General features: G+C 73.7%; 11 protein-coding genes, 1 tRNA gene and 1 pseudogene. 6 read left to right on the forward strand and 7 right to left on the reverse strand.

The features are described 5' to 3' along the window. The coding region (locus AE652_RS22685) for a lysylphosphatidylglycerol synthase transmembrane domain-containing protein (protein ID WP_049654405.1) at positions 1 to 1,794 on the forward strand (1,794 nt) is incomplete at its 5' end. Positions 1,795 to 1,837: 43 nt separating this feature from the next. Here the strand turns inward: AE652_RS22685 and AE652_RS22690 are convergent. Continuing rightward, positions 1,838 to 2,038: a hypothetical protein gene (locus AE652_RS22690; protein ID WP_049654408.1), complete on the reverse strand. Its 201-nt coding sequence runs from the start codon at positions 2,036 to 2,038 to the stop codon at positions 1,838 to 1,840. A gap of 229 nt (positions 2,039 to 2,267) precedes the next feature. On the opposite strand from AE652_RS22690, the gene AE652_RS22695 reads away from it, so the two are divergent. The 3 genes from AE652_RS22695 to AE652_RS22705 all read left to right on the forward strand — a co-directional run bounded on the left by AE652_RS22695 (position 2,268) and on the right by AE652_RS22705 (position 4,223). Further along, positions 2,268 to 2,780: a carboxymuconolactone decarboxylase family protein gene (locus AE652_RS22695; RefSeq protein ID WP_082345899.1), complete on the forward strand. Its 513-nt coding sequence runs from the start codon at positions 2,268 to 2,270 to the stop codon at positions 2,778 to 2,780. Positions 2,781 to 2,997: 217 nt separating this feature from the next. After that, on the forward strand, positions 2,998 to 3,642 hold the full coding sequence (locus AE652_RS22700) for a class I SAM-dependent methyltransferase (protein WP_049654410.1): 645 nt from the start codon (positions 2,998 to 3,000) through the stop codon (positions 3,640 to 3,642). Then, the gene (locus tag AE652_RS22705) at positions 3,639 to 4,223 is read left to right on the forward strand and encodes a TrmH family RNA methyltransferase (RefSeq protein ID WP_049654411.1); all 585 of its coding nucleotides are present in this window, start codon (positions 3,639 to 3,641) and stop codon (positions 4,221 to 4,223) included. The genes AE652_RS22700 and AE652_RS22705 overlap by 4 nt, the downstream gene beginning before the upstream one ends. Before the next feature lie 123 nt (positions 4,224 to 4,346). Here AE652_RS22705 and AE652_RS22710 read toward each other — a convergent pair whose 3' ends face one another. The 3 genes and pseudogenes from AE652_RS22710 to AE652_RS22720 form a co-directional block, all read right to left on the reverse strand. Beyond that, positions 4,347 to 5,993, reverse strand: a complete 1,647-nt coding sequence (locus AE652_RS22710; RefSeq protein WP_049654413.1) for a hypothetical protein — start codon at positions 5,991 to 5,993, stop codon at positions 4,347 to 4,349. Between the two features lie 83 nt (positions 5,994 to 6,076). Then, positions 6,077 to 6,978, reverse strand: a pseudogene (locus AE652_RS22715) (ABC transporter ATP-binding protein). Positions 6,979 to 7,010: 32 nt separating this feature from the next. Then, positions 7,011 to 7,394: a hypothetical protein gene (locus AE652_RS22720; protein ID WP_049654416.1), complete on the reverse strand. Its 384-nt coding sequence runs from the start codon at positions 7,392 to 7,394 to the stop codon at positions 7,011 to 7,013. A 252-nt stretch (positions 7,395 to 7,646) separates the two neighbouring features. On the opposite strand from AE652_RS22720, the gene AE652_RS22725 reads away from it, so the two are divergent. Beyond that, positions 7,647 to 8,987: a sensor histidine kinase gene (locus AE652_RS22725; RefSeq protein WP_049654423.1), complete on the forward strand. Its 1,341-nt coding sequence runs from the start codon at positions 7,647 to 7,649 to the stop codon at positions 8,985 to 8,987. Continuing rightward, a complete protein-coding gene (locus AE652_RS22730; RefSeq protein WP_049654418.1) occupies positions 8,939 to 9,583 on the forward strand; it encodes a response regulator transcription factor in 645 nt (214 codons plus the stop codon). Before AE652_RS22725 ends, AE652_RS22730 begins: the two co-directional genes overlap by 49 nt. 63 nt (positions 9,584 to 9,646) lie before the next feature. Here the strand turns inward: AE652_RS22730 and AE652_RS22735 are convergent. From AE652_RS22735 to AE652_RS22745, 3 genes are all read right to left on the reverse strand, one after another. Further along, positions 9,647 to 9,720: transfer RNA gene (locus AE652_RS22735), tRNA-Thr, on the reverse strand. 81 nt (positions 9,721 to 9,801) lie between these two features. Next, complete coding sequence (leuE, locus tag AE652_RS22740) at positions 9,802 to 10,452, reverse strand: leucine efflux protein LeuE (RefSeq protein WP_049654420.1); 651 nt, start codon at positions 10,450 to 10,452, stop codon at positions 9,802 to 9,804. Between the two features lie 108 nt (positions 10,453 to 10,560). Further along, a partial coding sequence (locus AE652_RS22745) for an alpha/beta hydrolase (protein WP_049654424.1) occupies positions 10,561 to 12,076 on the reverse strand: 1,516 nt, incomplete at its 5' end.

Consider the following 12,076-nt stretch of genomic DNA (forward strand, 5'->3'; position numbering starts at 1 on the left):
GCCTGGCGCCGGCTGCGGCTGCGCACCGCCCCCGACCCGCGCGTCCTGCGCTCCCCCCGCACCGGGCTGGAGCACGAGGCCCTGGTCGCGTACGCGGCCCTCGCGGCCGGCGTCCGCACCCGCCGCATCGCCGCCACCGCCGGCATCGGCCAGGACACCGCCCTCATCGCGTACGAGCGGCTGGCCGGGCGCACCCTGGACGAGCTCCCCGACGAGGAGGTCACCGACGAGCTGCTCACCGACGCCTGGCGGCAGCTCGCCCTGCTCCAGCGCCGCGAGATCGCCCACCGCGCGCTCGTCCCCTCCTCCCTGCTGATCGACGACTCGGGCGCGGTGCACCTGGTCGACTTCGCCGACGGCGACATCGCCGCCACCGAACTCGTCCTCCACTGCGACCTCGCCCAGCTCCTCACCACCCTCGCCCTGCGCGCCGGCGCCGCCCGCTCCGTCCGCACGGCCACCGCCGTCCTCGGCCCCGACCCCGTCGGCGCCGCGCTCCCCCTGCTCCAGCCCATCGCCCTCACCCACACCACCCGCCGCGCCCTCAAACAGCACGCGAAGCACACCGGCGCCCGGGCCGCCGAGCCGTCGGGCGGTCCGGCCGGTGCGGGCAGTGCCTTCGGTGCCGACGGTGCCGGTGGTGCGGCCGGGGGCGGGGACGCGGTCGCGGCCGAAGCCGGCTCCCCCACCGGCGGCAACGGGCCCGTCGCCACCACCGCTTCCCCGGCGCCCCCGGAGGCCGCCACCACCGAGCCGGCCCCCGAGCACCACACCCCCGCCCCCAGCGGCCTGCTCGACGAGATCCGCGCCGAGGTCCTGCGCACCCGCCCGCGGGTGGTGGGCCGACCGGTGCGGCTGGAGCGGCTGCGGCCGCGGACCCTGCTGGTCGTCGTGGGCGGGGTGGTGGCCGGCTGGCTGCTGATCCCGCAGCTGTTCGCGGCGGAGGACAACCCGGTCTCCGCGCTGGCGGACGCCGATCCCTGGTGGCTGCTGCTGGCGCTGGCCGCGGCGGCGGCCAGCCACGTCGCGGCGGCGATGGGCTTCGTGGGCTTCGTCCCGGAGCGGCTGGACTTCCGCAACGCGGTACTGGCGCAGGTGGCCGGGTCGTTCGTGAAGCTGGTGTCGCCCGGCGGCGTCGGCGGGATCGCGCTGAACACCCGCCTGTTGCAGCGGGCCGGGATCCCGACCGCGCAGGCGCTGTCCAGCGTCGGCGTCGGGAACCTGATCGGGCTGGTGCTGCACCTGTTGCAGCTCGGCGCCTTCGTCTACCTCCTGGACTTCGTACCGGGCAGCTCCGAGCTGGACGCGCTGCCCGCGGTGGTCGGCGGGCTGGCGGGGGCGGCGGCGCTGCTCGCGGTGGTGTCGGCGATCCCGGCGGCCCGGCGGTGGCTGGCGACGCGGCTGCGCCCGCTGACGGCCGAGGTGGTGCCGCGCCTGCTGGACCTGCTGCGCAGCCCGTCCAAGCTGGCGGTGGGGGTGACCGGGCAGCTGCTGGTGTCGATCTGCCTGATCACCTGCCTGTACTGCTGTGTCCGGGCGATCGGCCGGGAGCCGTCCTTCGCCGCGGTCGCGGTGGTGTTCCTGGTGGGCAACGCGGTGGGCAGCGCGGCGCCGACCCCGGGCGGGGCCGGTGCGGTGGACGGGATGCTGCTCACGCTGCTCCAGCAGACCACGTCGATGGAGCCGGGCGGCGAGCTGGCCGCGGTGGCGCTGTTCCGCCTGCTGACGCTGATCCTGCCGGTGCTGCCGGGCTGGGCGGCCCTGGCCTGGCTGCAACGGCGCCGGGCCCTGTAGCCGCTCCGGGCCCTCTGCTCCCGCTCCGCTCCCTGGGACACCGCTACTCCCGGTACTCCTCCTCGTCGTGCCGGACCGGCTGGGTCTGTTCCACGACGTCCGCGACGTTGGTCGCCGGGTCCGCGCCGACGGCCCGGCGTTCGGCCACCTCGTCGTACGTGTCGCCCTCGGGTGCCTGCTCGTCGGGCTCGACGGTCTCGGCGGTCTCGTCGATCAGGTATTCCTCGTGCTGTTCCTGCGGCATGGCATCCGTCCTCACTGTTCGGAGGCCTTCACGGGCGTTCGGAGGCCTTCACGGGCCCGGCTGGCGTACTCGCAGTATCCGCCGCCCGGCGCCGGGACGCGACGCGCCGACGACGCTCCGGCGTTGCCGGGACTCCGGCGGACCCCCGGCTGACCGGCCTGATTGACCCACGAAACAGCATCGTGAATGACCCAGGGGACGGGTGCATTCCGCTCCTAGGGTCGTAGCCATGACGACGAACGAGAGCACCCGGGCCACCGAAGCCACCCGGACCGCCCGGACCACCGAGGCCCTCGCGGGCACCGCCCGCCTCGACTACGCCCGCACCGCCCCCAAGGTGTTCCGCGCGATGATCGCCCTGGACGCCGCCGCCCGCGAGGGCCTCGACCCGGCCCTGGTCGAGCTCGTCCAGATGCGCACCTCCCAGCTGAACGGCTGCGCGTACTGCCTGGACATGCACGCCAAGGACGCCCGCAAGGCCGGCGAGACCGACGAGCGGATCTACCTGCTGCCGGTCTGGCCGGACGCCCCCGCCGGGGTGTACACCGAGCGCGAGCGGGCCGCCCTGGCCCTGGCCGAGGAGGTCGCCCGGATCGACGGCGGCGTCTCGGACGCGGTGTACGCCCGGGCCGCCGCACACTTCGCGGAGGCCGAGCTGGCGCAGCTGATCTCGGTCTGCTTCACCATCAACGCCTGGAACCGCATCAACGTGGCCACCCGCAAGACCCCCGGCACCGCCTGACCGCGCCCACCGTCCGCGCCGGAGCCGACCGCACCACCGTCCGCACCGCCGTTCCCGAGCCGCGTCCCGGGCGACGGCGAGTGCACCGGCGGGAGCACCCGTCCCGGGCGGCGGCCGGAACGCCGTCCGGGCCACCGGGGGTACGATCGGTGCCGTACAAAGGGCTAACCCACACCCACCCGGTGGCCCCGAGGCCCATACGAACGACGGGGAAATCATGTCCGGCTCGCACTACTTCACCGGTGCACCCGAGGTCGCCAGCGACCGCCGGCCGATCACGGTCTCCCTGCCGGACCTCACCCTGGAACTGACCACCGACACCGGGGTGTTCTCCCGCACCCGGCTCGACCCGTGCACCCGGATCCTGCTGGAGCACGCCCCGCAGCCGCGGGTGCGCGGCCCGATCCTGGACATCGGCTGCGGTTACGGTCCGATCGCGCTGACCTGGGCGAGCCGCCGCAAGCGCCTCCCGGTCTGGGCGGTGGACGTCAACGAGCGCGCCCTGGAGCTGGTCCGGCTGAACGCCGAGGCGCTGGGGCTCGGCAACGTCCAGGCCTCCCTGCCCGACGACGTCCCCGAGGACGTCCGCTTCGCCACCATCTACTCCAACCCTCCGATCCGGATCGGCAAGGCCGCGCTGCGCCGCCTGCTCACGCACTGGCTCGACCGGCTGACCCCGGACGGCTCGGCGTTCCTGGTGGTGCAGAAGCACCTGGGCTCGGACTCGCTCCAGAAGTGGCTGAACGAGCAGGGCTACCCGACCAGTCGGGTCACGTCGGTCAACGGGTGCCGGATTCTGGAAGCGCGGCCCCGCCCCGAGGTGGGCGAGGGCTCCGAGAGTGGACGAGGTACGACGACGTGAAGCAGCTGCGCGGGACCGAACTGAAGCGTCTGCACCGCTCGTGGCGGCGCAGCAACGAGTTCCGGCTCGCGATGATCCTGGAGAACCTCCAGTCGCCGTTCAACGTCGGCTCGGTGGTCCGCACCGGCGCGGCGATGGGCGCCGAGAAGCTGTACCTGGTCGGGGACACCCCGTCGGTGCGCTCCTCCGGCGCGCAGAAGGCCGCGATGGGCACCGACAAGTACCTGAAGGTGGAGCACTTCCCGACCATCGCCGAGGCGGTCGCGGCGGCCAAGGCGGACGGCTTCAAGGTCGTCGGCCTGGAGCTGGCGGACGAGGCGGTGCCGATGTTCGCCGCCGAGCTGACCCCGGCGGTGGCCTTCATGCTCGGGCACGAGGACCGCGGGATCACCCCCGAGGCGCTGGCGCTCTGCGACCAGGTCGTGTTCGTGCCACAGTTGGGCCGGGTCGGCTCGCTGAACGTCTCGGCGGCCGCGACGGTGGCCTGCTACGAGGCGCGCCGGCAGGGCTACGCGATCAGCGGCACCCCGGACGGCGACCTCTCGGGTGACCTCGCGGGCGACCTCGGCGACGACGAGTAGTAGACGGCGCGCAGGAGACGGCGAGAACGAGACGACGGGCAGACGGGCGACACCCCCTGGGTGTGCCCCGAAGCCCGAGGGCAGCCCGGACCGTCCGCCGACGGCCCGGGCGCCCGTCTCCGGTCAGCCCTTGACGTTCCGTCGGGCTGCGCCGACCAGGAACACCACCGCGAGCATGGCCGCGGACAGCGCTCCGACCAGCAGCGGCCCCGGACCGCCCGGGCTGCCGTTCACGCGCACGGCCCCCATGAAGTCGACGGCGGCGACGTTGTTGACGAGGACCCACCAGAGCGGCAGGTAGACCACCTGGAAGAGCCGGTGGCTCCGGCTCACCACCCCGAGCGCCATGGCCAGCGAGGGGACGAACAGCGCGCCTCCGAGCCAACTGGCCGTCCCCGCACCGTCGCCCGCCGCCAGCATGCGTATCAGCGGGGCGGCACCCGTCACCGCGGTGAGCACCAGCCCGGACGCCCATTCGGCGAGCAGCCTGCGCCGGGCCGACGGGTAGGCGCCGAGCAGCACCTCCAGACCGTTCTCGACCTGCTGACTGCCGAGCCGGGACCAGATCAGGACCGGCCACAGCCACGCCAGGGGCAGGAGCAGGCCGGTGACGGCGTCCATCGGCAGCACGAACCCGGCCACCGTCAGCCCGGCGGCGACCAGCCACCACCAGCGGGAGACGCCCTGCACCAGGATCCGGGCCTCCCCCGCCAGCAGCAGCCCGAGCGCCCCGGCCCGCCGCGCTTCGGCCTGCGGCAGGGCGGTCCGCTGCGGTTCGGTCCGTAGCCGAGCGCCCGGTACGGTCGCCCAGCGCGCCCCCGCCGTCTCCGTCCCCTCGGCCCCGGACGGCTCCCCGGCCATCACCTCCGCAACGGCCCCGGCCCCGGCCCCGGCGGCAGCCGCACCCCCGGACGCACCGCCGGAGGCACGTGCGGGATCGAACCTGCCGAACCACAGGGCCGGCAGCAGCGCCAGGCCGATCGCCAGCAGCACCAGGGCCAGCCGCCCGAGGACGAACCCGGCGGACGGGTCGAACCCGCCCCAGAGGAAGGTGCCCAGCGGCTTGTCGACCTTGGTCAGCCCGAGGCTGAACCCGCCGTCGCCGACCGACTCGTGCCGGGCCTCCAACGCCGCACCCATCGACCGCGCGACCTGGTGCACGCCGAGGCCGTCCAGCGGTGCGGAGGCCGACTGCCCGCCGAGCGCGAGCACCATGGCCAGCACGAACCAGACGACGTTCCCGAAGCCGCCCCGCAGCAGCGGCACCGTCTCGAACAGCAGCGCCGCCGCCGCGGTGAGCGCCATCAGGGGCAGCGCGAGCAGCAGGAACGGCACCACCAGGGCTATCGGGTCGACCGCGCGGTCCTCGCCGCGGGCGAGCTGCATCAGCAGCGCGGTGACGGCCAGCACGCCGACCATGGAGGCGAGCACCAGCAGGTTGCTCAGGAACTTGGCCAGGAGGTAGCGGGAGTTGCGCAGCGGGGTGGCGGCGAGGACCTGGCCGACCCCGCTCGCCTCGTCCCGCGCGATGCCGCTGCGCACCACGTAGAAGCCGCCGAAGGTGAGCCAGAGCGCACCGGCCAGGGCCGTGACCGCGCCGACGTAGGCGCTGTTGTAGATGCCCCGGTGGCCGCCCACGTCCATGATCGTCCAGTGGCCGCCGGCGTCCGGTACGGCCAGGTAGCCGAGCCCGACCGCGGCGAGCAGCGTCACCGCGTACACCGGTCGGCGCACCCGGTCCCGGAAGTCGCCGACCGCCAGCCTGGCCAACGCCGACCCGTCCCCCGACCCCGACCCCGACCCCGAAGCCGACCCGACCGCCGGCCCCGTCACCGTCACCGTCACCGTCGCCCTCATCGCCGCACCGCCCGCTGCTCGGTCCGGGCCGAGCCGCCCGGCCGGTGGATGACGCCCAGGTAGGCGTCCTCCAGATCGGGCACGACCCGGACCGCGTCGGGCCGCGGCGGCTCGGCGGCGAGCAGCCGCACCCGCACGCCGTTCCCCGTCCGCACCATCCGGCTGACCACGTGGCGGGCCTGGACCTCCAGGAGGTCCGCCGGTGCGACCACCGCCTCCCAGACCTGCCCGTCGATCTCCCGGAGCAGCTCGTCGGGCGCGCCCCGGCGCAGCAGCCGGCCGTGCGCGACCACGGCGATGTCGGAGGCCACCGACTCGACGTCGGAGACGATGTGGGTCGAGAGCATCACGACCCGCTCCGCCGCGAGTTCGCTGAGCAGGTTGCGGAAGCGCACCCGCTCCTCCGGGTCCAGGCCGGCGGTCGGCTCGTCGACCACGATCACCCTGGGGTCGGCCAGCAGGGCCTGCGCGATGCGACCCGGCGGAGCATGCCGCCCGAGTAGGTGCCGAGCGGGCGCCTGACCGCCTCGGTCAGGTTGACCAGCTGGATCAGCTCGTCGATCCGGGCCCGGGCGGAACGGGCTCCGATCCCCTTGGCGGCCGCCAGGTAGGACAGGAACTCCCGCGAGGTCAGGTTCGGGTAGACCCCGAAGTCCTGTGGCAGGTAGCCGAGTTCACGGCGCAAGCGGTCCGGCTCGGCCACCACGTCGGCGCCCTGGTACCGGACCTGCCCGCCCGTGGGCCGGGTGACCGTCGCCACGATGCGCATCAGCGACGACTTCCCGGCGCCGTTCGGCCCCAACAGCCCGACCATTCCCGGCCCGAGGCGCATCGTGACGCCGTCGACGGCCCGCTTGCCGCCCTTGTAGACCTTGGTGACATCAACCAGTTCGAGCATGTTCCCCGTCCCTCCGCCAGGAGTCATCGCCTTCACCCCTTGAGCTCCGTCTCGCGCCCGTCCCGCAGGACCGCCACGCCCTTGGGCACCTCGACCCGGTACTTCGTGTCGCAGTTGGCGATCCCCGAGCACCCCGCCCGGAGGTCGAGGACCCCGTCCTTCAGCTCCCAGGAGGCCTTGGCGCTGCCGACCTTGCCGCTGGTCTCGAACCAGCGGGTGACCTTGACGTCCTTCCGGTCGACCGCGACGAGGTCGGCGGGGGCGCCGTGCGACACGACGTTCAGCCTCTGGGCGGCGAACTCGAAGGTCCTGTCCTCGGGCGCGGCGTCCATCGCGTCGGCGCAGCCGGCGAGCGACAGCAGCGCGGCCACCACGAGAACGACCGGCCCGTATCCGGTTCTCGTACGTCGGTCCACGTCGTCCTCCTTGCGGTCGGGGTCGGATGCGCCGCTCCGGGCGCGTTTCCTGGGGCACATGAGCACGCTCGTAAGCCTGGCCGGTCCACGGGCTTCTGCCATCTGCCGTTCGGCAGATATCCCGTATGACCAAAGGGGGAGTTTCTCCCACCGACAAGGCCTCCCCGCAGTCGTCAGAATGGCCTCACGGGCCGGCGCGACCGGGCCGCACAACGGCACCACCGGGAGGGGATCGCGTCCGTGAACAGCACGATGCACAACGGGGAGGGCCCGGCGCCGAGCGAGGAGGGCACCACACCGAACAGGGCCACGGGCTTCTCGGTGTCCACCGGACTCACCGCCCTCCGGCGGTCCCTGACCCTCAGTCGGCTCTCCGCCCTCGCCCTCGTCCACTCCCTCGGCGTCACGTGCGCGATCTCCCTCGTCGGGCCGGGCCTCGGCCTGGTCCCCCGCGCCATGGCCGGGGTGCGCGACCTGGCCGACCGTCAGCGCGCCCTGGCCGCCGAGTGGTCCGACGTCCGGTTCCCCGGACCGCCCGGCCCGCTGCCGCCGGTGCCCGAGTGGGCCTCCGGCATCCTCGCCCGCTACCGCTGGATCACCCGCGACCCGCAGACCCGTCGGGAGTTCTGCTGGGTCTTCGCCGAGCCGTTCGTCGGCAGCCTGCTCGCCTTCCTGCCGGTCGCCGTCCTGCTCAACGGCCTCTGGGGCGTCTTCCTGGCCTTCTTCGGCGTCCAGCTGTCCACCGAGTGGGACGGCCTCTGGTACCAGTTCATCCCGATCGAGGGCACCGCCACCGCCGTCCTCGCCGGCGTCCTCGGACTGCTCCAATTCCCGCTCGCGCTCTGGCTCGCGCCCCGCACGGTCCGCCGGCACGCCCGCCACATCCGCTCGATGCTCGCCCCGGGCGAGCAGGAGCTGCTGGCCGGCCGGATCGCCCACCTGACCGCCACCCGCAGCACCGCCGTCGACACCCGGATGGCCGAGATCCGCCGGATCGAGCGCGACCTGCACGACGGCGCCCAGGCCCGGCTGGTCGCGATGGGCATGACCCTGGACGCCGCCGAACACCTCCTGGAGACCGACCCGAAGGCCGTCCGCGCCCTGCTGGTCGAGGCCCGCCAGTCCTCCGCGAAGGCCCTGGAGGAGCTCCGCGACCTGGTCCGCGGCATCCACCCGCCGGTCCTCGCCGACCGCGGACTCACCGACGCGGTACGGGCGTTGGCCATGGTCTGCCCGGTCCCCACCGAGGTCTCGGCGGACCTCCCCGGCCGCCCCGAGATGCCCGTCGAGTCCGCCGCCTACTTCGCCGTCTCGGAGCTCCTCACCAACGTCGTCAAGCACTCCGACGCCGGCCGCGCCGGAATCGAACTCCGCTACGATCGCGGCGTACTGCGCATCACCGTCTCCGACAACGGGCGGGGCGGCGCGGACGCCCGCCGCGGCACCGGCCTGCGCGGCGTCGAACGGCGGCTCGCCACCTTCGACGGGGTCGTCGCCGTCAGCAGTCCCCCCGACGGTCCGACCACGGTGACCCTGGAGCTTCCGTGCGCATTGTCCTCGCCGAAGACCACTTCCTCCTCCGGGACGGCCTGATCCGCCTCCTCCAGGCCCACGGCCACGAGGTGGCTGCCGCCGTGGACAACGGCCCCGACCTCCTCCGGGCCCTCACCGAGCAGCGGCCGGACGTCTCGATCGTCGACGTCCGGCTGCCGCCGACCTTCACCGACGAGGGCCTGCGCGCCGCCCTCACGGCCCGCCGCACCACCCCCGACCTCCCCGTCCTGCTCCTCTCCCAGTACGTCGAACCCCTCTACGCCCGCGAACTCCTCGCCACCGGCGGCCACGCCGTCGGCTACCTGCTCAAGGACCGCGTCACCAACGGCACCCAGTTCCTCGACGCCATCCACCGCGTCGCCGCCGGCGGCACCGCCATGGACCCCCAGGTCGTCACCCAACTCCTGGTCCGCAAGGACCGCGACACCGCCCTCGCCACCCTCACCCCCCGCGAACGCGAAGTCCTCGAATCCCTCGCCCAGGGCCGCTCCAACACCGGCATCGCCCAATCCCTCTTCATCACCGAGAAGGCCGTCGCCAAGCACATCACCAACATCTTCACCAAGCTCGGCCTCCACCCCACCGACACCGCCAACCGCCGCATCCTGGCCGTCCTCACCTACCTCGACCAGTAACCCCCGCCCCCCGGGGCACGCAAAAAGGCCCAGGTCAGAACTTCCTGACCTGGGCCTTCACTGAGCCGCCTGCGGGATTCGAACCCGCGACCTACGCATTACGAGTGCGTTGCTCTGGCCAACTGAGCTAAGGCGGCACCGCTGCCGTGTGTGGCGGCAACGCGGGCCAGTCTACACAGGTTCGCGGGTGATCCGTACTCGGTATCCGGGGGCGGTGGTCAGGCGGAGGAGACGGCGAGTTTGGCGGCGAAGCCGGCGAAGAGGACGGCGACGCCGCTGGTGAGGGTGGCGGAGAGGCGCTTGCGGCGGCTGAAGGCGGTGGCGAGGGTGGTGCCCGCGAAGATGAGGAGGGAGAGGTAGAGGAAGCTGAAGGTCTGGAGGATGCCGCCGAGGAGGGCGAAGGAGAGGGCGGGCTGTCCGTAGGCGGGGTCGACGAACTGGGTGAAGAAGGAGAGCAGGAAGAGGATGGCCTTCGGGTTGAGGAGGCTGATCACCAGGGCCCGGCGGAAGGGGTTCTCGGTGGATTCGGGGGCGGGTTCGGCGGTGGGGTCGGCCGCGGCGCGGCGGTCGCGCCAGAGTTGGCGGGCGGCGCGGAGCATGCCGTAGCCGATCCAGAGCAGGTAGGCGGCGCCGCCGAACTTGACCACGGCGAAGACGGCCGGGTTGGCCTTGAGCAGGGAGGCCGCGCCCAGCGAGGTGAGGCTGATCAGGGTGAGGTCGCCGATGAAGACGCCGGCCGCGGCTCGGTAGCCGGTGCGGATGCCCTTGCGGGCCGCGACGGACAGCACGTACAGGGAGTTGGGGCCGGGCAGCAGGATGATGACGAGGGCGCCGAGGACGTACGTCGCCAGGTCGTTGACTCCGAGCACGATGAGCTCCGGTGCAGGGGAGGGTGGCAGGGGGCGCTCATCGTAACGTCGTACCGGTAGTCGGTTGAAGTGAGAACCACCTGTCGGTCTTCCGGCTCCGGGCACGCCCTACCGGTCGCAGCGCTTGCCCTGTTCCGGGGCCTCCCCGGTCAGCAGGAAGCGGTTCACCGCTCCGTCCACGCAGGTGCTGTGCCGGCCGTACGCGGTGTGGCCGTCGCCGTCGAAGGTGAGCAGGCGGCCTGACTCCAGCTGGTCGGCCAGCGACCGGGCCCAGGCGTATGGGGTGGCCGGGTCGCGGGTGGTGCCGATGACGACGATCGGGGCGGCGCCGGCCGCGCGGATGGTGTGCGCCGTACCGGTGGGCCGGACCGGCCAGTACGTGCAGGTCAGGGCCATCCAGGCCATGTCGCGCCCGAAGTGCGGCGAGACCCGCTCGAACTCCGGCACGGCCCGCTGGACGTCCTCCGGCCCGCGGAACGGGGCGGGCAGGTCGAGGCAGTTCACCGCGGTGTTGGCGAACATCAGGTTGGGGTACGAGCCGTCCGCCTCGCGCCCGTAGTAGTCGTCGGAGAGCTTCAGCAGACCGGTGCCGTCGCCCGCCTTGGCGTCGGCGAGCGCGGCGCGCAGCTTGGGCCAGAGGAAGTCGGCGTACATGGCCTGGATGACGCCGGTGGTCGCCTGGGACCCGGTGAGCCGGCGGCCGCCCTCGGCGGTGGACAGCGCGGCGGCGCGGACGCCCTCCAGCAGGGCGGTGAGCTGCTCGCCGACCTGCTGCTCGGTGCGGCCGAGCGGGCAGTCCTCGCGCGTGGCGCAGTCCCGGGCGAAGGCGGCCCAGGCGGTCTCGAAGCCGCCCGCCTGGGTGCGGTTGCCGGTGGCGGAGTCGAGCGCCGGGTCCATCGCGCCGTCCAGCACCAGCCGTCCGGCCCGGCTCGGGAACAGCCCGGCGTAGGTGGCGCCGAGGAAGGTGCCGTAGGACTTGCCGACGTAGTTCAGCTTCTCGTCGCCGAGCAGGGCGCGCAGCACGTCCATGTCGCGGGCGCCCTCGACGGTGCCGAGGTGGCCGAGCGCCGCCCCGGCCTGCTTCCGGCAGCCCTCGGCGAACTCCTTGTCGGCCGCGATCAGCGCGTCGATCCCGTGCTGGTCGCCGGGGGTCAGGTCGACGGCGGTGTAGGCGTCCATCCGGTCGCCGCTCAGGCAGCTGACGGGGCTGCTGCGGCCCACCCCGCGCGGGTCGAGGCCGACCAGGTCGTACCGGGCGCGCACCCCGTGGTCGTACGTTCGAGCGGCGGCCTCCAGGTACTCGATCGCCGAGCCGCCGGGCCCACCCGGATTGAGCAGCAGGGAGCCGAGCCGCGCGCCCGGGGAGGCGGAAGGGGAAGCGGAGGAGGCGGCTTCCGCCGCCGCGCGGGCGGCCGCCAGGGTGAGGTCGCCGTCCCCCGGGTGGTCGTAGTCCAGCGGCACCCGGAACGTGGTGCACTCGAACCCGCTGTCGCAGGGCTGCCAGGCCAGGTGTTGCGCGTAGTACGGCGCGAGCGCGGCCGGGACGGCGGCGGGCAGCGGCTCCAACGGGGTCGCCCAGGCGGCCCCGGACGCCGCCGCGGCCGCCTGGGCGGAGGGCCTGCCG

Source organism: Kitasatospora sp. MY 5-36 (assembly GCF_001182915.1).
In the GTDB taxonomy this organism is placed as follows: Bacteria; Actinomycetota; Actinomycetes; order Streptomycetales; family Streptomycetaceae; genus Kitasatospora.

Excerpts from the sequence above, each read along its gene's own strand:
- AE652_RS22690 (WP_049654408.1), bottom strand. The coding sequence starts at position 2,038 with ATGCCGCAGGAACAGCACGAGGAATACCTGATCGACGAGACCGCCGAG.
- AE652_RS22695 (WP_082345899.1), top strand. The coding sequence starts at position 2,268 with ATGACGACGAACGAGAGCACCCGGGCCACCGAAGCCACCCGGACCGCC.
- AE652_RS22700 (WP_049654410.1), top strand. The coding sequence starts at position 2,998 with ATGTCCGGCTCGCACTACTTCACCGGTGCACCCGAGGTCGCCAGCGAC.
- AE652_RS22725 (WP_049654423.1), top strand. The coding sequence starts at position 7,647 with ATGCACAACGGGGAGGGCCCGGCGCCGAGCGAGGAGGGCACCACACCG.